We start from the raw sequence: 25,163 nt of genomic DNA on the forward strand, positions 1-25,163 counted from the left end.
TTTTTAACTCCTATGATTCAACTACATACTTTTTTGGAAGACGTACATTCAAAGTGATTTTTCCTTTGGAGGCTCCCACTGTCACTTGATCGCCTAAATGGATTTCTCCACCTAATAATGCTTCACTTAAGCGATCTTCTATTTCTTTTTGCAACGCTCTTCGTATTGGACGAGCGCCATATTCAGGATCAAAACCAGCTTTTCCGATCACATCTATTGCTGCCGGAGTGATCTTCACTTGGATATCCTGTTCTTTCAAACGTTTGACGATTGCTCGACTCATAATTTGAACAATGGAGTGGATTTCATCCTTGCTTAATGAATGGAAGACAACTGTTTCATCTATCCGGTTCAAGAACTCTGGGCGGAATGTTTTCTTTAATTCTTCTAAAATACGCTTTTGCATGGCTTTATGATCTTTGGTAATGTCTTGGACATTGAAGCCAACGTTTTTTTCTTCTCGAATTTGGGTTGCACCAATATTGGAAGTCATAATCATGATCGTATTTCTAAAATCAACTTTCCGACCTTTAGAGTCTGTTAAATGGCCATCGTCTAGTACTTGTAATAACAGATTAAATACATCTGGATGGGCTTTTTCTACTTCATCTAATAAGATGACAGAGTAGGGCTTTTGTCGAATTTTTTCTGTTAATTGTCCACCTTCATCATACCCAACATAGCCCGGAGGTGACCCAATCAACCGACTCGTACTGTATTTTTCCATAAACTCAGACATATCAACCCGAATCAAGGAGTTTTCATCCCCGAACATCACTTCAGATAAAGCTTTGGCAAGTTCCGTTTTACCAACTCCTGTCGGTCCTAAGAACATAAAGGAGCCAATTGGTCGATTTGGATCTTTTAACCCACTACGAGCCCGACGAATCGCTCGTGATACTGCTTTGACAGCTTCATCTTGTCCAACAACACGTTCATGTAAAAGTGCTTCTAATTCCAATAAACGCTGACTTTCTTTCTTTTCCAGTTGTTGTAATGGAACACCTGTCCATTCAGAAACGACTGTGGCTACATCTTCTTCAGTCACACGATCGGCATAACCATTTTCCTGCTTTTCTTCTAGTATCAATAGTTTTACTAATTTTTTGTGTAATGCTTTTTCTTGTCTTCGCAATTGTGCTGCTATTTCAAAGTCTTGTTTTTGGATTGCTCGTTCTTTTTCTTTGACTAATTGTTCGATTTCCAACTTAATTACTGTAGATTCCGAAAGATCATCTGTTTGATCTAAGCGTACCTTAGCAGCTGACTCATCAATCAAGTCGATCGCTTTGTCAGGTAATTGACGAGAAGTGATATAGCGTACAGAAAGATGAACCGCAGCTCTTATCGCATCATCAGTGATTTCTACACCATGATGCTCTTCATATCTTGAACGAAGACCACGTAAAATCTCTTCTGCTTCTTCAGGTGTCGGTTCATCTACTTGAATTCGAGCAAAGCGGCGTTCAAGGGCAGAATCTTTTTCAATGTACTTTTGATATTCATCTAACGTTGTAGCACCAATCGTCTGTAATTCTCCACGAGCTAAAGCAGGTTTCAAAATATTAGATGCATCAATTGCCCCTTCTGCACCACCGGCACCGATCAAGGTATGCAACTCATCAATGAATAAAATGACTTGACCGTCGTTATAGATTTCGTCAATCACCTTTTTCATACGGTCTTCAAATTCTCCACGGTATTTTGTTCCCGCTACTAAAGACCCCATGTCTAACATCATCAAGCGTTTTTCTTGCATCTCTTCAGGAACTTCACCCATCACGATTTTTTGGGCTAAACCTTCAGCAATCGCTGTCTTACCAACACCAGGTTCCCCTACTAATACAGGATTGTTTTTGGTTCGGCGACTAAGTATTTGAATCAAGCGTTTTACTTCTCTTGAACGCCCAACAACTGGGTCAAGTTTTCCGTCTCTCGCTAACTTCGTCAAATCTCTTGCTAAAGAATCTAACGTTGGAGTACCTTTTACCATTTGACGCTTTTCTTGTGGGTTTTTACGACGGATACTATTATTACGACTATCATTTTTTATGCCCATTTTTTGTTTCAAAGATTGTCGGACTTTCGTTAAACTGATTCCCAAATTGATCATCATCCGAGTAGCCATGATACTTTCATCTCTTAGCATACTCAATAAGATATGTTCCGTTCCCACTTTTTGAGCACCCATTTTTCTTACTTCACTATTTGCCAATGCAAAAATTTGTTTCATGCGTGGCGAATAAGGTAAAAAGGTTCCTTGAGGATATGAAGTCATTGTACCGTAGCCAATCAAATGCTCAATCTCTTCGTAGATGTCTGTTTCAGTTAATCCAACTTCACGTAGTACTTTCCCAGCAATTCCATTCGGTTCAATAACCAATGACAACAAAATATGCTCAGAACTAACAGACTGATGCTTAAACTTTTTTGCTTCATCTTGTGCAATTTCTAATACTAATTGTGCTCTTTGCGTAAAAAGTTCTTCCATTCATCTTCACTTCCCATCTTCATAGCTTAATCGTTCAAGAAATGCTCGAAGAATTCGAGCACGAACATAATCTTCTAGCCCACCATCTACATTCAGTGTATTTTTGGCAATTGCGCTCAGCATTAAATTGCCTTCTTTTTTAGTAACAATTTGATCCTCATATAATTTTTGGATGATTGCAAAAGCATTTTTTTCACTAATCGTTTCATTGAATAGCTGATTCACTTGTTCCAACATATGCCTTTTATCAGAAATTCTTACTTTGGCAATCCGTATGTAGCCACCACCGCCACGTTTACTCTCAACCAAATAACCTCGCTGAATCGTAAAACGAGTATTAATCACATAATTAATTTGAGAAGGTACACAATTAAAGAGGTCGGCCAGTTCAATCCTGCGAATCTCAATCATTTCATTCTTTTCTAAAAACTTTTTTATATATGATTCAATTAAATCCGAGGTATTCTGATGCGCCATCTTACTCATTCCTTTGACTAATATTGACCTTAATTATAGCGAATTTAATATCAGAAAGAAAGAAGAAAGACTTTTCCCTTAGAAATCATTAAAAATATAAAAAAATACGGAATGCAGGATTCCGTATTAACGCGCCCAAGAGGAGTCGAACCCCTAACCTTTTGATCCGTAGTCAAACACTCTATCCAGTTGAGCTATGGGCGCATATTCAGTTCATTTAAATTATAAAATACATTTCTAGAAAAATCAATAAAAATAAAAAATCGGGAAGACAGGATTCGAACCTGCGACCCCTTGGTCCCAAACCAAGTGCTCTACCAAGCTGAGCTACTTCCCGAAAATATAAAAAAGACTACGCGCCCAAGAGGAGTCGAACCCCTAACCTTTTGATCCGTAGTCAAACACTCTATCCAGTTGAGCTATGGGCGCATATTTGTAATGCCGAGGACCGGAATCGAACCGGTACGGTGATCACTCACCGCAGGATTTTAAGTCCTGTGCGTCTGCCAGTTCCGCCACCCCGGCGTTGTTACTTTGGCAAAGCGGAAAACGGGGTTCGAACCCGCGACCCCCACCTTGGCAAGGTGGTGCTCTACCACTGAGCTATTTCCGCGTGTTTATGATGCCGGCTAAAGGACTTGAACCCTCGACCCTCTGATTACAAATCAGATGCTCTACCAACTGAGCTAAGCCGGCATGTCATTAAAAAAATCATATTATGCGGGTGAAGGGACTTGAACCCCCACGCCGTAAGGCGCTAGATCCTAAATCTAGTGCGTCTGCCAATTCCGCCACACCCGCAAAAAATATGAGCCGTACAGGGCTCGAACCTGTGACCCTCTGATTAAAAGTCAGATGCTCTACCAACTGAGCTAACGGCTCATATGGAGGTTAACGGGATCGAACCGCTGACCCTCTGCTTGTAAGGCAGATGCTCTCCCAGCTGAGCTAAACCTCCATGGATAACTTAAGCGTGGCGACGTCCTACTCTCACAAGGGGCAACCCCTCACTACAATCGGCGCTAAGAAGCTTAACTTCTGTGTTCGGCATGGTTACAGGTGTATCCTTCTCGCTATCGCCACCACACTGTGGTGTTATCATTATTGAGTTTGCTTTTGCTCACTCAAAACTGGATTTGAAGTATTTCGTAAACTCTACCGAGTTTTTTCTTTACCAATGTGGTTAAGTCCTCGATCGATTAGTATCAGTCCGCTCCATACATCACTGTACTTCCACTCCTGACCTATCTACCTGATCATCTCTCAGGGATCTTACTTTCTTAAAGAAATGGGAAATCTCATCTTGAGGTGGGCTTCACACTTAGATGCTTTCAGCGTTTATCCCTTCCCTACATAGCTACCCAGCAATGCCCTTGGCAGAACAACTGGTACACCAGCGGTAAGTCCATCCCGGTCCTCTCGTACTAAGGACAGCTCCTCTCAAATTTCCAACGCCCGCGACGGATAGGGACCGAACTGTCTCACGACGTTCTGAACCCAGCTCGCGTGCCGCTTTAATGGGCGAACAGCCCAACCCTTGGGACCGACTACAGCCCCAGGATGCGACGAGCCGACATCGAGGTGCCAAACCTCCCCGTCGATGTGGACTCTTGGGGGAGATAAGCCTGTTATCCCCAGGGTAGCTTTTATCCGTTGAGCGATGGCCCTTCCATGCGGAACCACCGGATCACTAAGCCCGACTTTCGTCCCTGCTCGACTTGTTGGTCTCGCAGTCAAGCTCCCTTCTGCCTTTACACTCTTCGAATGATTTCCAACCATTCTGAGGGAACCTTTGGGCGCCTCCGTTACCTTTTAGGAGGCGACCGCCCCAGTCAAACTGCCCATCTGACACTGTCTCCCACCACGATCAGTGGTGCGGGTTAGAGTGGCCATAACGCAGGGGTAGTATCCCACCAGCGCCTCCATCGAAACTAGCGTTCCGATTTCTACGGCTCCTACCTATCCTGTACATGCGGTACAGACACTCAATATCAAACTACAGTAAAGCTCCATGGGGTCTTTCCGTCCTGTCGCGGGTAACCTGCATCTTCACAGGTACTAAAATTTCACCGAGTCTCTCGTTGAGACAGTGCCCAAATCGTTACGCCTTTCGTGCGGGTCGGAACTTACCCGACAAGGAATTTCGCTACCTTAGGACCGTTATAGTTACGGCCGCCGTTTACTGGGGCTTCAATTCGTACCTTCGCATACGCTAAGCACTCCTCTTAACCTTCCAGCACCGGGCAGGCGTCAGCCCCTATACTTCATCTTACGATTTTGCAGAGACCTGTGTTTTTGATAAACAGTCGCTTGGGCCTATTCACTGCGGCTGATCTTAGATCAGCACCCCTTCTCCCGAAGTTACGGGGTCATTTTGCCGAGTTCCTTAACGAGAGTTCTCTCGCTCACCTTAGGATTCTCTCCTCGACTACCTGTGTCGGTTTGCGGTACGGGTCGTTGTTTTCTCACTAGAAGCTTTTCTCGGCAGTGTGACATCAGGAACTTCGGTACTATTATTTCCCTCCCCATCACAGCTTGTCCGTACAGACAGAAGCATTTGACTCCTATCAAGACTTACTGCTTAGACAGACATTTCCAATCGTCTGCATTCCTTAGCCTCCTGCGTCCCTCCATTGCTCAAACAAAAACAACGAGTACAGGAATATCAACCTGTTGTCCATCGCCTACGCCTGTCGGCCTCGGCTTAGGTCCCGACTAACCCTGGGCGGACGAGCCTTCCCCAGGAAACCTTAGTCATTCGGTGGACAGGATTCTCACCTGTCTTTCGCTACTCATACCGGCATTCTCACTTCTAAGCGCTCCAGCAGTCCTCACGATCTGCCTTCAACGCCCTTAGAACGCTCTCCTACCAATACACCTAAAGGTGTACTCCACAGCTTCGGTAATATGTTTAGCCCCGGTACATTTTCGGCGCAGGGTCACTCGACTAGTGAGCTATTACGCACTCTTTAAATGATGGCTGCTTCTAAGCCAACATCCTAGTTGTCTGTGCAACCCCACATCCTTTTCCACTTAACATATATTTTGGGACCTTAGCTGGTGGTCTGGGCTGTTTCCCTTTCGACTATGGATCTTATCACTCACAGTCTGACTCCCGGATATGAATGAATGGCATTCGGAGTTTATCTGAATTCGGTAACCCGAGATGGGCCCCTAGTCCAAACAGTGCTCTACCTCCATCATTCTCAATTCCGAGGCTAGCCCTAAAGCTATTTCGGAGAGAACCAGCTATCTCCAAGTTCGTTTGGAATTTCTCCGCTACCCACACCTCATCCCCGCACTTTTCAACGTACGTGGGTTCGGTCCTCCAGTGCGTTTTACCGCACCTTCAACCTGGACATGGGTAGATCACATGGTTTCGGGTCTACGACTACATACTCAAACGCCCTATTCAGACTCGCTTTCGCTGCGGCTCCGTCTCTTCAACTTAACCTCGCATGCAATCGTAACTCGCCGGTTCATTCTACAAAAGGCACGCCATCACCCATTAACGGGCTTTGACTTGTTGTAGGCACACGGTTTCAGGTTCTATTTCACTCCCCTTCCGGGGTGCTTTTCACCTTTCCCTCACGGTACTGGTTCACTATCGGTCACTAGGGAGTATTTAGCCTTGGGAGATGGTCCTCCCGGATTCCGACGGAATTCCTCGTGTTCCGCCGTACTCAGGATCCTCCTAGGTGCCTTCCAAATTTCATCTACGGGGTTTTTACCCTCTTTGACTGACTTTTCCAAGTCATTCGACTATCTGAAAGAACTACCATATTGGAGTCCTACAACCCCAATGAGCAAGCTCATTGGTTTGGGCTTTTCCCGTTTCGCTCGCCGCTACTCAGGGAATCGAATTTTCTTTCTCTTCCTGCAGGTACTTAGATGTTTCAGTTCTCTGCGTCTACCTCGAATGCGCTATGTATTCACGCAAACGTAACATCCTATAAAAGATGCTGGGTTCCCCCATTCGGAAATCTCTGGATCATAGCTTACGTACAGCTCCCCAAAGCATATCGGTGTTAGTCCCGTCCTTCATCGGCTCCTAGTGCCAAGGCATCCACCGTGCGCCCTTATTCACTTAACCTTATCAACCTTGCGGTTGGGTTTTGATCTTTCTTCTAGCGATAGAAGTCCGATCAAGAAAATAAGCAATTGAACTTATTAAAAAACTCATTCAACGCGGTGTTCTCGGTTTGTATTACTAATTTACTTCAAATATCCAGTTTTCAATGAACAAAAATATATCTTTGAGAGTAAACCTCTCAAAACTGAACAAAGTGAAAAACAAACAGTGTAGTCTCCGTAATATTCCTTAGAAAGGAGGTGATCCAGCCGCACCTTCCGATACGGCTACCTTGTTACGACTTCACCCCAATCATCTATCCCACCTTAGGCGGCTGGCTCCAAAAGGTTACCTCACCGACTTCGGGTGTTACAAACTCTCGTGGTGTGACGGGCGGTGTGTACAAGGCCCGGGAACGTATTCACCGCGGCGTGCTGATCCGCGATTACTAGCGATTCCGGCTTCATGTAGGCGAGTTGCAGCCTACAATCCGAACTGAGAGAAGCTTTAAGAGATTAGCTTAGCCTCGCGACTTTGCGACTCGTTGTACTTCCCATTGTAGCACGTGTGTAGCCCAGGTCATAAGGGGCATGATGATTTGACGTCATCCCCACCTTCCTCCGGTTTGTCACCGGCAGTCTTGCTAGAGTGCCCAACTAAATGATGGCAACTAACAATAAGGGTTGCGCTCGTTGCGGGACTTAACCCAACATCTCACGACACGAGCTGACGACAACCATGCACCACCTGTCACTTTGCCCCCGAAGGGGAAGCTCTATCTCTAGAGTGGTCAAAGGATGTCAAGACCTGGTAAGGTTCTTCGCGTTGCTTCGAATTAAACCACATGCTCCACCGCTTGTGCGGGCCCCCGTCAATTCCTTTGAGTTTCAACCTTGCGGTCGTACTCCCCAGGCGGAGTGCTTAATGCGTTAGCTGCAGCACTGAAGGGCGGAAACCCTCCAACACTTAGCACTCATCGTTTACGGCGTGGACTACCAGGGTATCTAATCCTGTTTGCTCCCCACGCTTTCGAGCCTCAGCGTCAGTTACAGACCAGAGAGCCGCCTTCGCCACTGGTGTTCCTCCATATATCTACGCATTTCACCGCTACACATGGAATTCCACTCTCCTCTTCTGCACTCAAGTCTCCCAGTTTCCAATGACCCTCCCCGGTTGAGCCGGGGGCTTTCACATCAGACTTAAGAAACCGCCTGCGCTCGCTTTACGCCCAATAAATCCGGACAACGCTTGCCACCTACGTATTACCGCGGCTGCTGGCACGTAGTTAGCCGTGGCTTTCTGGTTAGATACCGTCAAGGGATGAACAGTTACTCTCATCCTTGTTCTTCTCTAACAACAGAGTTTTACGATCCGAAAACCTTCTTCACTCACGCGGCGTTGCTCGGTCAGACTTTCGTCCATTGCCGAAGATTCCCTACTGCTGCCTCCCGTAGGAGTTTGGGCCGTGTCTCAGTCCCAATGTGGCCGATCACCCTCTCAGGTCGGCTATGCATCGTCGCCTTGGTGAGCCGTTACCTCACCAACTAGCTAATGCACCGCGGGTCCATCCATCAGCGACACCCGAAAGCGCCTTTCAAATCAAAACCATGCGGTTTCGATTGTTATACGGTATTAGCACCTGTTTCCAAGTGTTATCCCCTTCTGATGGGCAGGTTACCCACGTGTTACTCACCCGTTCGCCACTCCTCTTTTTCCGGTGGAGCAAGCTCCGGTGGAAAAAGAAGCGTTCGACTTGCATGTATTAGGCACGCCGCCAGCGTTCGTCCTGAGCCAGGATCAAACTCTCATAAAAAGTTCGAACAATCTTACGATTGTTAAGCTCAATTGTTTGCTAGCATATTGCTTGCTTGTTAAAAATGTTTGTTGTCTTGAATCAATCAAGACGCCCTACACATTTGGTTTGTCTTTGCTTTGTTCAGTTTTCAAAGGTCTACTTGATTAAATGCTAATCAGTTGAGATTGCCGTAGCAACTTTTATATTATATCAGAGTGACGTTTATTTGTCAACTCTTTTTTAAAAAGTTTTTTTGACTTCGTTTTTTAGAAGTGTTTCAGCAACTCATTTATCATAACTCGTCGCTTGTTATTTGTCAACAACTTTTTTGAAGTTTTTTTCGATAGAATCAAGCTTCGTAAGCTGTCGTTTTTTTACGACTCAGTTATCTTATCATGGTGCGATCCCTCTGTCAACAGTTTATTTCAACTATTTTCACTAGCGATCTTTGCTCTTTCGAACAAATAATAATATACCAACAGCAAAAATAAAAGTCAATAAGAAAAAAGCTGTTTTATCAACATTTTTAGCGTAATCGATCGTTCTAATCCTATAAGTGAAAAACGTTCGCTTTTAACCTGTTTTTCATTAATGATAGCCTTCTCAGCACTGCGATTGTTCAGTTTTCTATTAATGAGCCACTTCACTTAGCTCTTACCTTCTAAAATTTTCCTTAACAAAGTGTTGCTTTTATCTATTTAGACATTTTTTTGCTAGAATGAATAGTAAATAGTATCATTCTAACTCTGGAGGAACAATCTATGAAAATATTAATTGCTGATGATGATAAAGAAATTGTTGAATTACTAAGTATTTATGTTCACAATGAAGGATATGAAGCTGTTAAGGCTTATGATGGGAAAGAAGCATTATCAAAGATTCGAACGATACCTGATATTGAGTTATTGATTTTGGATATTATGATGCCTGAAATGGATGGCATGCAGGTCGTTAAAGAATTACGAAAGGAATCGCAAATCCCGATTATCATGTTGACAGCAAAAACAACCGATATGGATAAAATTAAAGGGCTTGTTGCTGGTGCTGATGATTATGTTACAAAACCATTTAATCCTTTAGAAGTTATGGCACGCGTAAAATCTTTGCTTCGTCGAACAAAAATGCAAATCACACCGGATCAACCGGATATATTAGAAGTAAACTCTTTGATTATTAACAAAGATTCCCATGAAGTAAAAACAATTGATGGGAAAGAGATTCAGCTTACAGCATTAGAATTTGGGATTCTATACTTATTAGCAAGTCATCCTAATCGTGTGTTCAGTGCAGATGAAATCTTTGAGCGTGTATGGAAACAAGAAAGTATTGTTTCCGCAAAAACTGTTATGGTCCATGTTAGTCATTTGAGAGATAAGATCGAAGAAGCAACTGGTGGAGAAAAAGTCATTCAAACCGTTTGGGGAGTGGGCTATAAAATTGATGCAAGATAAAAAAAGAGGAACAGAAAAACGGCGGCGAATCAATCTAACTTCTAAGGAAATCAGTGAGTTATTAGCAGAAGGTATTATCACCGTGATTCTCCTTCTACTATTAAATGTTGCGATTTTGGTTGTCCTTACTTCAATAATTAGTAGTTCCCCTTCATTGACTAATGCGATTTGGGATTCAAAAAATATTTTTGCTCAACGATTGAATAGTGATTTATTTTGGAACGGCCGAAATTTTCTGATTCCCCTTTTCTTTCTTTTAGATATCGGCGTATTATACTGGCGGTTGATCCGTCGCTACCGACAAATGCAACTACGTCATATTATTAGCGAGCTTCACTATATCGCTAATGGTAATTATGACCATCGAATCCCTTTTGAATTAACAGGTGATCTTAGTCGTGTAGTAACAAGCATTAATGGTTTAGTCGATAGTACAGTAGCTGCGATCGAAGATGAACGGAAAATTGAAAAATCAAAAGATGAATTGATTACTAATGTGAGTCACGATATCCGTACCCCTTTAACCTCTATTATTGGTTACTTAGGATTAATCGAAGATGGCCAGTATCAAACAAAAGAGGATCTTTTGAAGTATACCCATACAGCTTATATCAAAGCAAAACAAATGAAATTACTAGTGGATGATCTTTTTGAGTATACTAAAGTCAGACAACCAGCTGTTCCGGTCAATTTTTCGGCTTTTGATCTGATCCAGCTAATTGAACAACTAGCTGCTGATTTTGAATTAGAAGCATCAAAAAAGCATATCCAAATCCTTGTATCATCACAGGTTCCATCATTAACTATGGATGGGGACACTGAAAAACTAGTTCGTGTCTTTAATAATTTACTGACGAATGCTTTAAAATACGGCAAAGGCGCTACAAAAATTGTCATTGAAGTCGAAAAAGTTGGCTCAGAAGTCGTTGCGACAGTAAAAAACAATGGAGCTATGATTCCTCGAGAATCAATTGATAATCTTTTTGACCGCTTTTACCGAGTAGAAGAGTCTCGTTCACAAGAAACCGGTGGGACAGGTTTAGGTTTAGCCATTGCTCAAAGTATCGTTGCTTTACATGGTGGTTATATTTATGCTAAATCTGATAAACACTGGACTTCATTCATCATGCATCTTCCAATAAAAAGAAATGAAAAATTACCAATCAAAAGTCAGGAACATATTGACGAAAATTAAAATATCCGATATTCTTATTACAATCATTTCTATATATCATATCTATATAGCACAGAACCCAGTACATTTTATTTTTTTCAAGAGAGCTGATGGATGGTGTAAATCAGCAAAAAATAAGTTGGAAGTTCCAGTTCTTTGATGTGTACCTTTCGAAATAAGAAAGGTCGGTAAAACAGCCGTTATCTGTTAACAAGAGCAGCATATTTATATGTTGAACTCGGGTGGTACCGCGAATGTCAGACCGATTCGTCCCAAGATAATTGAGGGATGGATTGGTCTTTTTTTATTATATTTAAGGAGGAATTGCAATGTTAGATGTAAAAATGATGCGTCAAAATTTTGATTATGTTCAAGAAAAATTAATGACTCGTGGGGTCAAAAAAGAAACCTTAGCTGAATTTATGGAATTAGATGAAAGTCGTCGAAAATTACTTGTTAAAACGGAAGAATTAAAAAAATATCGTAATGATGTTTCAGCAGAAATTGCACAATTAAAACGGAACAAAGAAGATGCAACAGCTAAAATCAATGAAATGAAAGAAGTTGGGGGCAACATTAAAGCCCTTGATGAAGAAGTAGCGCAAGTAGATGAAAAGTTACATCAAATTGCGACTACCCTACCAAATTTACCAGATGATTCTGTACCTGTTGGAAAAGACGAAGAGGACAACGTGGAAGTTCGTCGTTGGAACACGCCTCGTAATTTTTCATTTGAACCGAAACCACATTGGGAAATCGCTGAAAACTTAGGTATCTTAGACTTTGAAAGAGGGGCAAAAGTTTCTGGAAGTCGTTTTGTTTACTATAAAGGATTAGGTGCTCGCTTAGAACGTGCCGTTTATAACTTTATGCTAGATCAACACATCTATGAACATGACTATACAGAAATGATTACTCCTTATATCGTAAATAGTCGGGCTATGTTCGGAACTGGGCAATTTCCTAAGTTTAAAGAAGATGTTTTCCAATTAGAAGATACAGATTTGACATTGATCCCAACAGCGGAAGTTCCATTAACAAACTATTACAACGATGAGATCTTAGATGGACAAGATTTACCGATTTATTTCACTGCTCTTAGTCCCGCATTTCGTTCGGAAGCAGGGAGTGCCGGCCGTGATACTCGAGGATTGATTCGTTTACACCAATTTAATAAAGTAGAAATGGTCAAATTCTCTGATGCAGAACATTCTTATGATGAGCTAGAAAAAATGACAGCCGATGCTGAAGATATTCTACAAAAATTACATTTACCTTACCGTGTAGTAGCATTATCTACTGGAGATATGGGCTTCTCTGCTGCCAAAACATATGACTTAGAAGTATGGATCCCTGCACAAGAAACATATCGTGAAATCAGCTCATGTTCAAACTGTGAAGATTTCCAAGCACGACGCGCAATGATCCGTTACCGTGATGCAGACGGAAAAATCCACTATGCTCATACACTGAATGGTTCAGGACTTGCAGTCGGCCGAACTGTCGCAGCGATTCTTGAAAACTACCAAAATGAAGATGGATCAGTGACTGTTCCAGAAGTATTAGTTCCTTACATGGGAAATTTAAAAGTGATAAAGTAGACCACCTTGTCTTATTTATATAAAGAGGTCATGAAATAAGCGGTCAGCTCCTCGCTTATTGTTGAGGAGTTGCTTATTGAACGCCGTTTATTCGTTTTTAGAGATACTAGAAGAGCCTGAGACAAGTTTTGTCCCAGGCTCACTAATCTTAATATGTTTATTTTCTTTTTAAAAAGGACTATTGCCCCACTCTCTTCTTGTTCAGAAGTTCTGTAATTTACCGGCTTTTTTATAATTTTCTTATAATTATAGAGGTATTATGCCCACCAAAGCCAAAACCATTTGAAAGAATAATATTTGCTTGATGATGAATTTTATTATTGGGAATATAATTCAAATCACAATCTTCATCGGGTTCTGTCAGGTTAATAGTTGGTGGTAAAATATTATACTCCATCGCTTTCAAGCTAATCACTGCTTCAATGCCTCCTGCTGCACCTAATAGATGTCCTGTTGAGGACTTTGTAGAGCTAATCAATAATTGTTCAGCATGCTTTCCAAAAACCTTTTTGATTGCTCGACTTTCACTAATATCTCCAACTTTAGTACCTGTTGCATGCGCATTTATATAATCAATTTCATTCGCACTAATTTTCCCCATTTCAAGTGCTTTTTGGATGGCACGACTGGCTCCTTCTGAATGAGGTGTAGTCATATGATAAGCATCTGAAGTCATCCCGTATCCGATAATTTCACCTAAAATTTTCGCTCCTCGTGATCTTGCATGTTCGAATTCTTCTAAAAAAACGATCCCAGCTCCTTCTGACATGACAAAGCCATCCCTATTTTTGTCAAAAGGTTTCGAAGCTAAATTCGGTTGCTCATTCCTCGTAGATAAAGCTTGCATTTGGTTGTACCCAGCAAAAGCAATAGGTACAATCGAAGCTTCTGCTCCACCTGCAAGTATTGCTTCACTTAGCCCATATTTAATTCTAAGAAATGCTTCTCCTATCGCTTGATTTCCCGAAGCACAAGCTGAAATAGGACACAAAGTCACATCTTTAAATCCAGTCTTAATTGATACGAAACCTCCCGCTATATTGCCTATTGACTTAGGAACTACTAAAGGAGAAACACGATTACTTCCTTTCTTTTCCATAATGTTTTGATTTTCAATTAAAGAGTGAATACCACCTATTCCTGTACCAATCATAACGCCACATTTTTCCAAATCAAAATCCTTATGATCAAAACCCGCTTCAGATAGCGCTTGCATAGAACTGATTACTGAAAAATGAGTGAAACGATCTGTTCTCTTGATCTCTTTTTGATTAAGATACTGGTCAATCGCATAATCAGAAATAACTCCACCAATCCTTGTTTCTAAATTACTAAATTCCTCTGCTTCTATTTTTTTTATCCCAGAAATACCATTACTCACATTTGTCCATAACTCTTCTGCATTTTTTCCAGAAGAAGAGATAGTTCCCCTTCCAGTTATAACTACTCTTTTTATCATCTTATAAACTCCTTACTATCATAAAATAACAAAATATAAATATAACTCAGATATATTCTAACATATTAAAAAATCTTAACTATATAGTAATTTAACTAAAAAAAACAAAAATTTGTTATTAAAACATAATTTTTTTAATAAATTTATCGTAAAAAATGCTTATTAGCTCCTTAACCGCTCAACTTCACAGTGGTTTAAATTTATACAACAGCGGCTTAGTGGTCACTCTTATTTGGATATTGAGCAAAAACAACATAGTCAGACGAAAAAAAGTCATCAATCTTAAAATTTAGAAAAACAAATTTTAAGATTGACGACTTTTTTACTTTAAAAACAATGCTCTAAGTATTCTACTTATTTCGAATATTCACTTGACTCCTAAAGCAGAATATGTTGAGTCTTTTTCCCTTAATTGATTAAGATTCTACTGAATAGTTAGGTGCTTCTTTTGTGATTTGGACATCATGTGGATGGGATTCTTTCAACCCATTGCCACTCATTTGGATGAATTGTGCTTCGTCACGCAATTGTTTCAAGTTGCCTGCCCCAACATAACCCATACCAGATTTTAATCCACCGATCATTTGGAAGATAATATCCGCAACGCTTCCTTTGTAGGCCACACGTCCTTCGATTCCTTCTGGTACTAATTTATTCGCTTCATTGACGCTACCTTGGAAATAACGATCTTTTGAACCTTTTTCCATTGCGCCCAATGAACCCATACCACGATAAGTTTTAAAACGTCGGCCTTGGAAAATCTCAAATTCACCTGGAGATTCATCTGTACCGGCCAACATACTACCTAACATGACGGCATGTCCTCCAGCAGCTAATGCTTTGACGATATCACCTGAATATTTGATTCCGCCATCAGCAATAATTGCTTTGCCATATTGTCGTGCGACAGAAGCAGCATCATAAATTGCTGTTAATTGTGGTACACCTACACCGGCAACCACACGTGTTGTACAAATTGATCCTGGTCCGATACCGACTTTTACGACATCCACACCCGCATCATATAATGCTTTTGTTGCTTCCGCTGTCGCTACGTTACCGGCAATCAAAGTAGCATCTTTAAAGGTAGAACGAATTTCTTGGATTTTACGAATCACTCCAGCACTATGACCATGTGCTGTATCAATAACGATCGCATCTGCTCCTGCTTCCAACAAGGCACCTGCACGCTCAAATGTATCACTTGTAACACCGACAGCAGCAGCTACAAGTAGACGTCCATGTTCATCTTTGGCAGCATTCGGAAATTCAATTACTTTTTCAATATCTTTGATTGTGATCAATCCACTTAAACAACCATCATTGTCAACGATTGGTAATTTTTCAATTTTATGTTTTTGCAATATTTTTTCTGCGTCTTTTAGAGAAGTACCGACTGGGGCTGTTACTAAGTTTTCTTTGGTCATCACATCATTGATTTCCATATGATAATCAGTTACAAAGCGCATGTCACGGTTCGTAATAATACCAACAAGTTTTCTGTTTTCTAAAGTCTCAACGATCGGTACACCGCTAATTCGATATTTGCTCATCAATTCTTCTGCATCTGCTACAAGATGTTGCGGTGTTAAGAAAAATGGATCAATGATCACACCACTTTCAGAACGTTTGACTTTGCGCACTTCGTCTGCTTGTTGACTAATTGTCATATTTTTATGAATAACACCTAATCCACCTTGTCTAGCCATCGCAATAGCCATCTTACTATCAGTTACAGTGTCCATACTTGCACTGATGATCGGGATATTCAACTTAATATTTTTTGCTAATTGTACACTCATATCCACTTCGTTTGGTAACACGTGACTTTCTGCTGGTATCAGTAAGACATCATCGAAAGTAAACCCTTTTTTCGTGAACTTTGTTTCCCAGTTGGACATTTTTAGTACCACTCCTCTAGTTTTTAGTTTATCTATTAAAATAATCGATTTTTTCTATTAAGTCAACCGTCTTCCCATAATCCGGACTGTTTCTAAGAATATCCTTATTATAAGCGTTTCCATCACAAGTCATATATGGTTAATAACGAGAAACTCTTTTAAGAGAAGCTACTGATTAAATTTACCAAGTTTCTCAAATTTTTGTTCTTTCTGTTTTAACCATTTCTCCATAAAAAATAAGAGACCACTATTCAAAACAAACAACTGTTTCAAATAATGATCCCTCATCATTGATATACATCGAATCGTTCTTTAACGAATTATCTTCTAGGTACAGATAAACTTCCAACGATTCCATATTTTTTCTTCATGTAATAACGCAAAGCTAGTGCAGCAGCCCCAATAATGATGATAACTACTGGATCTAACAACGGATTCAGTACTGGAGGAAGAAGTGTGGTAGCGGAAAAGGCAACCACCCAGACCAATGTAGTTCCAGTTAAGATCAACAATGTTTTACCCATACCTGGCTTTTTACTACGATCTGCTCCCGGATACTCATATTGATAAATGTATTTATACATCAGGTAAAATACCCAACCACCAACAGCTGATCCAAAGACCAAAGTTGTGATTCCATAAGCTGGCGTTGTTCCACGTGAAAACAATCCGGTAATAGCAATCATGATACTCAACAAACCTAATAACAGGAATGTATTGTCTAGCCACATCAATAGTGGTTTAGAATTTACCTTTGCTTCAACTGGTTTGTTGATAATTGCTTCAGTTCTTTCAGAGACAGTTCCAAATAATTGTCTGGCTGTTTTTCCACCTTTTTGTTCAGACACTAAGGTTGGAAGGATGTCATGAAGTGCTTTTACCTTTTCCTCTTCGGATAGATTAGCTGCTTCTAAAGATTTTTTTAAGTCAAAAATATATTGTTGGTTTCTTTTAGTTAATTTTTCTTCTAATTGATTGTTTTCTTTTACAATTTCACGTAATTGTTCTGATTCCATGATCTAAATAGTCCTCCTTAGCCGCTACTTTAACGGTTGTCACAAAAGACATTCTAACATACTATACGTATCGTTTGATAGCCCTTTTATACATTAAAACGGAATAACATAACGTCGCCATCTTGGACTACATAGTCTTTACCTTCTAGACGAACACGGCCAGCTTCTTTGGCAGCATGCATATTTCCATAATGATCTAGATCTTCAAAAGAAACAGTTTCCGCACGGATAAATCCACGCTCAAAGTCTGAATGGATAATCCCAGCTGCTTGAGGTGCTTTGATGCCTTTTTTAAATGTCCAAGCCCGAACTTCTTGTTCTCCTGCTGTAAAGTACGTAGCTAATCCTAGCAAATCATAAGCTGCACGAATTAATTGATCTAATCCAGACTCTTCAATTCCTAAAGCTTCTAAGAATTCTGCTTTATCTTCTTCGTCTAGTTCAGCAATTTCTTCCTCTGCACGTGCGCTGACTACGATAACTTCTGCATTTTCTTCGGCAGCAAAATTACGTACAGCTTGAACGTAGTGATTCGTATCGCTATCTGCTACTTCATCTTCTGCAACGTTTGCTACATATAAGATTGGTTTGGTAGTCAATAAAAACAATGATTTAACGATTTTTTGTTCTTCGTCCGTAAATTCGATAGAGCGAGCTGAACGGCCTTCTTCTAAGACTGGCTTGATTTTATCTAAAACAGCTAATTCAGCAACTGCATCTTTGTCTTTCGTTTTTGCGATTTTTGCTACTCGAGTATAGCGTTTAGTGATCGATTCCAGATCTGCCAATACTAATTCTAGATTGATCGTATCAATATCCGCTAATGGGTCAACTCGTCCTTCAACATGTGTGATGTTGTCATCATCGAAACAACGGACCACATGACAAATCGCATCAACTTGGCGGATATGACTTAGAAATTGATTTCCCAAGCCTTCCCCTTTACTTGCACCTTTAACGATTCCTGCAATATCCGTAAATTCAAATGTTGTTGGCACGGTTTTTTTAGGATGAACAAGTTCAGTTAAGCGTTGTAAACGCCAATCGGGAACTTCTACCATTCCTACATTCGGATCAATGGTTGCAAAAGGATAGTTCGCTGCTTCTGCTCCAGCTTTGGTGATTGCGTTAAATAAAGTTGATTTACCAACATTGGGTAATCCAACAATTCCAGCAGTTAATGCCATAGATTTATTCACTCTTTCTCTGCATTTTTTTCAAGTACTTTTTTTAATTTTTTCTCAAATTCTCGACGAGTCATCATAACGATGTGCCCGCAATTGACGCATTTGATTTTGATGTCCGCTCCCATGCGGATGATTTCCCAACGGTTGGTCTGACAAGCATGAGGTTTTTTCATTTCAACAATATCATGTAAGTCGTACATAAAAGTCCCCTCCTTTAGTCATTTCTCTTAAGAACGGTTCCCACGTCTTTTTGATATTCATATAGTGATCGTAAAAATTAAGGTTGATTGGTCTGAATTGAACGCTTCTTTCCTATTACTTATTCTTCATCGAATTGAATATTAAGGATATCAAGGATTCTTGTCAAATCATTTTGCGAAAGGTACTCAATTTCAATCTTTCCTTTACCGTCTTTTTCTTGGATAGCAACACTTGTACCAAACTTATCCATCAAGCGGTCTTCACTTTCACGTATATAATAAGGCTTTTCTTTTGCTAGTCGAGGGATTTTCTTTTTTTCTTTCCCATCGTTTTGATTTAATTGCGAAACAATTTGTTCCAACTGACGAACCGTTAGATTTTCCATAACTGCTCGATTCGCTAATTTTAGAATTAAACTTTTGTTTTTTAGACCTAATAAGGTACGAGCTTGTCCCATCGATAATCGTTGATCTTGGACCATTTCCTTCACTAAATCAGGTAACGTTAACAGACGGAGATAGTTTGCGATATATGGACGACTTTTACCTAAGCGTTTCGCCACTTCTGCTTGCGTAAGTTTAAGATTTTTCATCAGCATATCATAGGCTTCAGCTTCTTCTAATGGATTCAAGTCTTCACGTTGCAAGTTTTCCAAAACAGCGACTTGCATCATTGCTTCTTCATCAAAGTCACGAACAATTGCAGGGATGGTCGCTTTTTCTGCTAACTTAGAAGCTCGGAAACGACGTTCACCAGCAATGATTTCATATCCTTTTACTGCCGAACGACGGACGATAATCGGTTGAAACACGCCTGATTGCTCAATGGAGTTTGCCAATTCTTGAAGCGAGACTTCTTCAAATGTTTTACGTGGTTGATAAGGGTTAGGGCGTAATTCGTTTAGTGGTAATTGCACAACTGTTTCATCTTCAACATCCACAGTTTCTAAATTCTCTAAATCTTGAAATAACGCATCGATCCCTCGTCCTAATCCTTTACTTTTCTTCACGGTTAACCACTTCCTTTGCCAATGCTTGGTAAACTTCAGCTCCTCTAGAACGTGGATCATAATCAATGATCGGCATTCCATGACTTGGTGCTTCTGAAAGACGAATATTTCTTGGAATAATCGTTTCATAGACCTTCTCACGGAAATACTTTCGGACTTCTTCCACGACTTCATTTCCTAAGTTCGTACGTGCATCATACATTGTAAGTAAGACGCCTTCAATCTCCAATTCTGGATTGAAATGCTTTTGAACTAAACGAACTGTATTGAGTAATTGACTCAATCCTTCCAATGCATAATATTCACATTGCACTGGGATCAGAATAGAATCGCTAGCTGTAAATGAATTAATAGTCAAATGACCTAATGAAGGTGGGCAATCAATCAGAATATAATCATATTGATCGTTCACTTCGGCTAAAGAACCTTTCAAGCGAGACTCTCTGGCCATCATTGAAGTTAATTCGATTTCTGCTCCTGCTAATTGAAGAGTGGCAGGCACAATACTCAAATTTTCATGTTCGGTAACAAGAGTTGCTTCGGCAATCGGTAGCTCATTGACTAAGACATCATAAATATCTTGAGTAACATCTGGTTTTCGAATACCGACACCACTTGTGGCATTGCCTTGTGCATCCATATCCACTAACAAGACTCTTTTACCAAGACTAGCTAAGCAAGCACCTAAGTTAACAGTGGTCGTCGTTTTACCTACGCCACCTTTTTGGTTTGCAACAGATATTATTTGTGCCATCTCTTCTCCTCCTACTTGATTGGTTGCTTATTTGGCATACCAGGTTTTCTTGGGTATTTTTTTGGGGTGACTTTCTTCTTTTGGATTACCAAAATATGTCGCTTGTCAGATATTTTCGGTAATTCTATCGCATCTTCTTTGATAAACTTTCCCCCTAAGATTGCGATCGCATGCTTGGCTTCTATTAGTTCTTCTTCGCTTTTTGCAGCTTTCAGCGCATAAAAGTATCCTTCTTGTTTCACTAGAGGCAAACATAGTTCTGCTAAAACATTCAATCTTGCCACAGCGCGAGCAGTCACTAAGTCAAATGAAGCTCGGAATTGAGGATTTTGACCAAATGTCTCGGCACGATCGTGATGAAGTGCCGCTGTGATACCAAGTTCTTTTGTTAATTCCGTTAAGAAGTTGATTCGTTTATTCAGTGAATCAACGATCGTGATCTGTAAGTTAGGAAACGCAATTTTCAGTGGGATACTCGGAAAACCTGCGCCTGAACCTACGTCACAAAGTGAAAGAGGCTGAGAAAAGTCCACCTCAAAAGCTAACGTTAATGAATCATAGAAATGCTTCAAATAAACGTCATTTTTTTCCGTGATGGCTGTTAAATTCATTTTTTCGTTCCACTCAACTAACCACTGATAGTAACGTTCAAATTGACTCATTTGTTGATCAGATAAATGGATGTCTTTATCTGCCAATGCTTGACGAAATTCTTCTGGTGTCATAATTAATCCTTTCATTGTGAAACAGCAATTGTTTCACGAAATCTCTTTTTACTTTAACGCAAAATGAACCGAGTTGCAATCTTTCTACCGGTAAATTTATAGGAGGTTTTAAAAAATTAAAAAGGAAGCACTAGGAAGTACACATCCTTCTATATGTAAGTAATTAAAAATAATAAATGCCTTAACTAGGTTATCTCTAATTTTTAACGCTAGTTGATTTTTTATTCAAATTTAAACAAAAAATGAACACATATCAAATGTATGGGTTAAAAAAATCAGCTCGTCTTTGATCCTCACTTCAAAAACGAACTGGCTTTTTTTTTGTATATAATTTTACTTATTATTTTGTCTCTAATTTTCTTCGCACAACATTGAGATAGTGCTGTAACCCAACGGTCATGACCCATGCAGCACCTAAACCAATAAAACTTCCGATAACGATTCCCAAAAAGCGATATTCGATCAAGGATATCAAGTATGCCCCACGAATTAGTGTCGATAACATCAGTGCCATCGGATTAAGAAAAATGTTGGCAACCGCATAATTTCTAGCAACCAAAAATTGTGAGATACCGTAAAGAAAAGTGATCAGAAAAATCGTTTGTAACTGAGTAAATGGTACAAAGGATAAAACAGCCGACACACATAAGCCCCCCATGGAACCAATCAAATATTGTACTTGCCGATGTTTCATTGCATCCAAATTCTCAGCTAAAAGAATAGAAGCACAAGAAAGAGTTAACCAGTAAGGATTGTGCAACTGCAATCCGTGACTAATATAGACGGAAAGAAATAAAGCAACACTGTAGAAAACAGAATCAATAATCACTAACGGTTCTTCTTGGAATCTCTCTTTTAAAGAGATTTGTTCAATGACTTGTTCTGGACGTGAATCAAGTAACTTGGTGATAACTGCAGCGATCAATGAAAACATGATCCCCATGAAAAAATAAAGAGAAACCATTGGCAAATGATCAATCGGTAACTGCATACTTGTTCCCATCGCCGAAAGCATCGCAAAAAATAAGCCACCTGGTTTTGAAATATGGAACAACCGCAAAATAAACCGGCTGGCAAAAGCCACTACAGCTACAGCAAAAGGTTCCAACCATAAAACATAGGTTGATAACATTCCTAATACAAAGGCAAATAAAAGTCCACAACCAATGAAAAACATGCGCTTAATTAAATGTTTCATGGGTATATTTTGATAATAGAAAAAAGTAAAGATCCCTAATGAAGAAAAACTTGAAATCAAGAAATTCTGGTTTATGTATCCTAACCATAGTACGATAAAAATCAATAGCATAAGGTTCATGATACGAAATGGGTTATCTTGAATCTTATTAAAACGAAAATAAGTTTTGAACAACCAATCGCTCCTTTCTTCTATCTTTATTTAGATGTTGAGGCTCCAATGTTTCGCTCTCGTTTCTATCAACATCATTTAGTATAACAACAATTTCTTTATTTTTCATAAAAAATTAAGTGGGGGTTGAGACAAAAGTGTTTAACATCGAGAAATAAGAAAGAATTTCCAGAAATTGACAGAAAACACAAACACTAGTTTTTGCTGTTGATTGTTACCTACTTGATGCTTCTCAAATTTTTGGCTCAATCTATAAATAGGAGGGACTCGAGAATTACGAGGTAATTTCCTATCAATTCTAGCTCAACCTATCCAATTGAATTGTGTCCTGAAAAAAGTAGATTTACGCCATCAAAAAATGGACAAAAAGCAAAATACTTCCTATCCATTGATGGTGCTAAGATTTCTCTTTACTGGTATCGTTGCTAAAAAGACGAAAAAACTATCTTCTAGAGATTCCAACAGGAGTATCTAGCTCTAAGAAATAAGCCGGAGAATCCAAAAATAGTTCCTCCTATTTTTGGAAATCTTCGGCTAATTTTCCAATGGAGCTACTTCTGGAACACCGTGAATCAGAGGTTTTCCACTTTCGCAATCTTCCCTTGTTCGATGTAGACCATCAAAATACTTAGATCAGCGGGGTTTACACCACTGATACGGCTAGCTTGAGCAATGGTTTCTGGTTGGATTTTTTGTAGTTTTTGTTTTGCTTCTGTAGCCAATCCATTAATTGCTGCGTAGTCGATATTTTCTGGTATTTTTTTGGCTTCCATTCGTTTTAATTTTTCTACTTTTTCAAGTGCTTTTTTAATGTATCCTTCGTACTTGATCTGAATTTCAACTTGTTCAATTTCTTTCGCTGTCAATGCTTCATTTTCCGGAATAAACAACATTAAATCGCTGTAGCTAATTTCAGGTCGCTTCAAAAAGTCACTCGCTAAAACCCCGTCTTTTAATGGCGCAGCATTGATAGTTGCCAAAAATGCTTGGACTTCTTCTGTCGGTTTGATCCGGACAGTCATCAAACGTTTAATTTCTGCTTCAACAGCAGCTTTCTTTTTCAGATAAGCTTGGTATTGGTCTTCTTTGACTAAACCTACTTGGTGTCCCATCTCCGTCAAACGTAGATCTGCATTGTCATGACGCAATAATAAACGATATTCAGCACGTGAAGTGAGCAAGCGATAAGGTTCATTGGTTCCTTTAGTCACTAGGTCATCAATCATAACACCAATATAACCGTCACTGCGTTTGATGATCAAAGGCTCTTTTCCTTGGACTTTGAGCGCTGCATTGATTCCAGCAATCAGCCCTTGGCCCGCTGCTTCTTCATAACCACTAGTCCCATTCGTTTGACCTGCAGTATAAAGGTTTTCGATGACTTTCGTTTCGAGCGTTGGACGTAATTGATGGGGTTCGACAACGTCATATTCGATCGCATATCCCGTACGCATCATTTCAACTTTTTCCAGTCCTGCGATAGAGTGTAGCATATCCACTTGGACATCTTCTGGTAATGAAGTCGATAATCCTTGAACGTATACTTCTTCCGTATGCAAGCCTTCTGGTTCTAAAAACAATTGATGTCTTGGTTTATCTGCAAAACGTACGATCTTATCTTCAATCGATGGACAATAGCGAGCGCCCACACCTTCAACGATTCCAGTAAACATCGGTGCACGATGCAAGTTATCACGTATGATTTTATGAGTCGTTTCACCGGTATAAGTCAACCAGCAAGATTCTTGTTCTAAGTTGTACGCACTATCTGGCGTGCTAAAACTAAAATGATTTGGTTCTTTATCGCCAGGTTGCTCTTCAGTCACTGAATAATCAATCGTACTTGATTTAACCCGAGGAGGTGTTCCTGTTTTGAAACGATCAATCGCAAAACCTAATTCTTTTAGATTATTAGCTAATCCAACAGAAGGCTGTGAATTATTTGGTCCAGATGAATACTTCAATTCTCCAATGATGATCTCGCCTCGTAAAGCTGTACCAGCAGTAATAACAACAGCTTTTGCTTGGTAGCAAGCGCCAGTTGATGTCACCACACCTCGACAAACACCCTCTTCGACGATTAATTCTTCGACGATTCCTTGACGCAACGTCAAATTAGGTTCTTTTTCTATTGTGTGCTTCATTTCTGCGGAATAAGCATGCTTGTCTGCTTGCGCTCTTAAAGCACGCACAGCAGGCCCTTTTCCTGTGTTTAACATTCTCATTTGAATGTACGTTTTATCGATATTTTTACCCATTTCGCCACCAAGAGCATCGATTTCTCTCACTACGACACCTTTTGCTGGTCCTCCGACTGAAGGGTTACATGGCATGAACGCTACCATGTCTAGGTTGATAGTTAGTAATAACGTTTTTGAGCCCATTCTGGCTGCAGCCAACGCTGCTTCTGAACCAGCATGTCCTGCCCCTACAACGATGACGTCATAAGTATCTGCTTGATAATGATTCAAGTACATTTCC

15 protein-coding genes, 9 tRNA genes, 3 rRNA genes and 1 other annotated feature are annotated in these 25,163 nt (G+C 40.1%); of the genes, 3 read left to right on the forward strand and 24 right to left on the reverse strand.

Going from position 1 to position 25,163, the window contains the following annotated elements; genetic code table 11:
• Positions 1-10 precede the first annotated feature (10 nt).
• From IGJ32_RS13075 to IGJ32_RS13140, 14 genes are all read right to left on the reverse strand, one after another.
• A complete protein-coding gene (locus IGJ32_RS13075; RefSeq protein WP_010720716.1) occupies positions 11-2,491 on the reverse strand; it encodes an ATP-dependent Clp protease ATP-binding subunit in 2,481 nt (826 codons plus the stop codon).
• Between the two features lie 6 nt (positions 2,492-2,497).
• Positions 2,498-2,968, reverse strand: a complete 471-nt coding sequence (locus IGJ32_RS13080) for a CtsR family transcriptional regulator (protein WP_034700167.1) — start codon at positions 2,966-2,968, stop codon at positions 2,498-2,500.
• A gap of 130 nt (positions 2,969-3,098) precedes the next feature.
• Positions 3,099-3,172 (reverse strand) — tRNA-Arg (locus IGJ32_RS13085).
• A 59-nt stretch (positions 3,173-3,231) separates the two neighbouring features.
• Positions 3,232-3,305 (reverse strand) — tRNA-Pro (locus IGJ32_RS13090).
• An 18-nt stretch (positions 3,306-3,323) separates the two neighbouring features.
• Positions 3,324-3,397 (reverse strand) — tRNA-Arg (locus tag IGJ32_RS13095).
• A gap of 10 nt (positions 3,398-3,407) precedes the next feature.
• Positions 3,408-3,493, reverse strand: a tRNA-Leu gene (locus IGJ32_RS13100).
• A gap of 16 nt (positions 3,494-3,509) precedes the next feature.
• Positions 3,510-3,581, reverse strand: a tRNA-Gly gene (locus tag IGJ32_RS13105).
• Between the two features lie 10 nt (positions 3,582-3,591).
• Positions 3,592-3,664 (reverse strand) — tRNA-Thr (locus tag IGJ32_RS13110).
• A 23-nt stretch (positions 3,665-3,687) separates the two neighbouring features.
• Positions 3,688-3,769: transfer RNA gene (locus IGJ32_RS13115), tRNA-Leu, on the reverse strand.
• A gap of 8 nt (positions 3,770-3,777) precedes the next feature.
• Positions 3,778-3,850: transfer RNA gene (locus IGJ32_RS13120), tRNA-Lys, on the reverse strand.
• 3 nt (positions 3,851-3,853) lie between these two features.
• Positions 3,854-3,926, reverse strand: a tRNA-Val gene (locus IGJ32_RS13125).
• 13 nt (positions 3,927-3,939) lie between these two features.
• Positions 3,940-4,055, reverse strand: a 5S ribosomal RNA gene (gene rrf / locus IGJ32_RS13130).
• 92 nt (positions 4,056-4,147) lie between these two features.
• Positions 4,148-7,061 (reverse strand): 23S ribosomal RNA (locus tag IGJ32_RS13135).
• A gap of 232 nt (positions 7,062-7,293) precedes the next feature.
• Positions 7,294-8,853 (reverse strand): 16S ribosomal RNA (locus IGJ32_RS13140).
• Together the 16S, 23S and 5S rRNA genes with 9 tRNA genes alongside form the textbook arrangement of a ribosomal RNA operon.
• A gap of 743 nt (positions 8,854-9,596) precedes the next feature.
• Between IGJ32_RS13140 and IGJ32_RS13145 the strand changes: the two genes are divergently transcribed.
• The 3 genes from IGJ32_RS13145 to serS all read left to right on the forward strand — a co-directional run bounded on the left by IGJ32_RS13145 (position 9,597) and on the right by serS (position 13,061).
• On the forward strand, positions 9,597-10,286 hold the full coding sequence (locus IGJ32_RS13145; RefSeq protein WP_010736768.1) for a response regulator transcription factor: 690 nt from the start codon (positions 9,597-9,599) through the stop codon (positions 10,284-10,286).
• A complete protein-coding gene (locus IGJ32_RS13150) occupies positions 10,273-11,481 on the forward strand; it encodes a sensor histidine kinase (RefSeq protein ID WP_025480278.1) in 1,209 nt (402 codons plus the stop codon). The genes IGJ32_RS13145 and IGJ32_RS13150 overlap by 14 nt, the downstream gene beginning before the upstream one ends.
• Before the next feature lie 44 nt (positions 11,482-11,525).
• Positions 11,526-11,738 (forward strand) — a binding site (T-box leader).
• A 51-nt stretch (positions 11,739-11,789) separates the two neighbouring features.
• Positions 11,790-13,061 (forward strand): serine--tRNA ligase, encoded by a 1,272-nt coding sequence (serS, locus tag IGJ32_RS13155; protein ID WP_010736769.1) that lies wholly within the window; start codon positions 11,790-11,792, stop codon positions 13,059-13,061.
• A 229-nt stretch (positions 13,062-13,290) separates the two neighbouring features.
• Here serS and fabF read toward each other — a convergent pair whose 3' ends face one another.
• The 10 genes from fabF to mnmG all read right to left on the reverse strand — a co-directional run bounded on the left by fabF (position 13,291) and on the right by mnmG (position 25,153).
• Entirely contained in the window at positions 13,291-14,520 is a 1,230-nt protein-coding gene (gene fabF / locus IGJ32_RS13160; RefSeq protein WP_178306286.1) for a beta-ketoacyl-ACP synthase II, read from the reverse strand.
• Between the two features lie 416 nt (positions 14,521-14,936).
• Entirely contained in the window at positions 14,937-16,421 is a 1,485-nt protein-coding gene (gene guaB, locus IGJ32_RS13165; RefSeq protein WP_010720519.1) for an IMP dehydrogenase, read from the reverse strand.
• Between the two features lie 320 nt (positions 16,422-16,741).
• Positions 16,742-17,437 carry a DUF1129 domain-containing protein gene (locus tag IGJ32_RS13170; protein ID WP_010720518.1) on the reverse strand — a complete coding sequence of 232 codons (696 nt, stop codon included), beginning with the start codon at positions 17,435-17,437 and terminating at the stop codon, positions 16,742-16,744.
• 86 nt (positions 17,438-17,523) lie between these two features.
• Positions 17,524-18,624 carry a redox-regulated ATPase YchF gene (gene ychF, locus IGJ32_RS13175; protein ID WP_010720517.1) on the reverse strand — a complete coding sequence of 367 codons (1,101 nt, stop codon included), beginning with the start codon at positions 18,622-18,624 and terminating at the stop codon, positions 17,524-17,526.
• A gap of 8 nt (positions 18,625-18,632) precedes the next feature.
• On the reverse strand, positions 18,633-18,824 hold the full coding sequence (locus IGJ32_RS13180) for a DUF951 domain-containing protein (RefSeq protein WP_010720516.1): 192 nt from the start codon (positions 18,822-18,824) through the stop codon (positions 18,633-18,635).
• 119 nt (positions 18,825-18,943) lie between these two features.
• Positions 18,944-19,834, reverse strand: coding sequence for a ParB/RepB/Spo0J family partition protein (locus IGJ32_RS13185; protein ID WP_010720515.1), 891 nt, complete (start codon positions 19,832-19,834; stop codon positions 18,944-18,946).
• Entirely contained in the window at positions 19,821-20,588 is a 768-nt protein-coding gene (locus IGJ32_RS13190) for a ParA family protein (RefSeq protein ID WP_010736770.1), read from the reverse strand. The genes IGJ32_RS13185 and IGJ32_RS13190 overlap by 14 nt, the downstream gene beginning before the upstream one ends.
• Before the next feature lie 11 nt (positions 20,589-20,599).
• A complete protein-coding gene (rsmG, locus tag IGJ32_RS13195; RefSeq protein WP_010720513.1) occupies positions 20,600-21,313 on the reverse strand; it encodes a 16S rRNA (guanine(527)-N(7))-methyltransferase RsmG in 714 nt (237 codons plus the stop codon).
• A gap of 340 nt (positions 21,314-21,653) precedes the next feature.
• The gene (locus tag IGJ32_RS13200; protein WP_373169119.1) at positions 21,654-22,685 is read right to left on the reverse strand and encodes an FUSC family protein; all 1,032 of its coding nucleotides are present in this window, start codon (positions 22,683-22,685) and stop codon (positions 21,654-21,656) included.
• A gap of 569 nt (positions 22,686-23,254) precedes the next feature.
• On the reverse strand, positions 23,255-25,153 hold the full coding sequence (gene mnmG, locus IGJ32_RS13205; RefSeq protein WP_010720510.1) for a tRNA uridine-5-carboxymethylaminomethyl(34) synthesis enzyme MnmG: 1,899 nt from the start codon (positions 25,151-25,153) through the stop codon (positions 23,255-23,257).
• Between the last annotated feature and the right edge of the window lie 10 nt (positions 25,154-25,163).

The organism is Enterococcus sp. DIV1639a, from assembly GCF_050530445.1.
Taxonomy (GTDB): domain Bacteria; phylum Bacillota; class Bacilli; order Lactobacillales; family Enterococcaceae; genus Enterococcus_B; species Enterococcus_B hirae.

What these genes read in the sequence shown, in the direction of transcription:
- IGJ32_RS13075 (WP_010720716.1), bottom strand. Translation starts at nt 2,491, where the DNA reads ATGGAAGAACTTTTTACGCAAAGAGCACAATTAGTATTAGAAATTGCA.
- IGJ32_RS13080 (WP_034700167.1), bottom strand. Translation starts at nt 2,968, where the DNA reads ATGGCGCATCAGAATACCTCGGATTTAATTGAATCATATATAAAAAAG.
- IGJ32_RS13145 (WP_010736768.1), top strand. Translation starts at nt 9,597, where the DNA reads ATGAAAATATTAATTGCTGATGATGATAAAGAAATTGTTGAATTACTA.
- serS (WP_010736769.1), top strand. Translation starts at nt 11,790, where the DNA reads ATGTTAGATGTAAAAATGATGCGTCAAAATTTTGATTATGTTCAAGAA.
- fabF (WP_178306286.1), bottom strand. Translation starts at nt 14,520, where the DNA reads ATGATAAAAAGAGTAGTTATAACTGGAAGGGGAACTATCTCTTCTTCT.
- guaB (WP_010720519.1), bottom strand. Translation starts at nt 16,421, where the DNA reads ATGTCCAACTGGGAAACAAAGTTCACGAAAAAAGGGTTTACTTTCGAT.
- IGJ32_RS13170 (WP_010720518.1), bottom strand. Translation starts at nt 17,437, where the DNA reads ATGGAATCAGAACAATTACGTGAAATTGTAAAAGAAAACAATCAATTA.
- ychF (WP_010720517.1), bottom strand. Translation starts at nt 18,624, where the DNA reads ATGGCATTAACTGCTGGAATTGTTGGATTACCCAATGTTGGTAAATCA.
- IGJ32_RS13180 (WP_010720516.1), bottom strand. Translation starts at nt 18,824, where the DNA reads ATGTACGACTTACATGATATTGTTGAAATGAAAAAACCTCATGCTTGT.
- IGJ32_RS13190 (WP_010736770.1), bottom strand. Translation starts at nt 20,588, where the DNA reads ATGGCACAAATAATATCTGTTGCAAACCAAAAAGGTGGCGTAGGTAAA.
- rsmG (WP_010720513.1), bottom strand. Translation starts at nt 21,313, where the DNA reads ATGACACCAGAAGAATTTCGTCAAGCATTGGCAGATAAAGACATCCAT.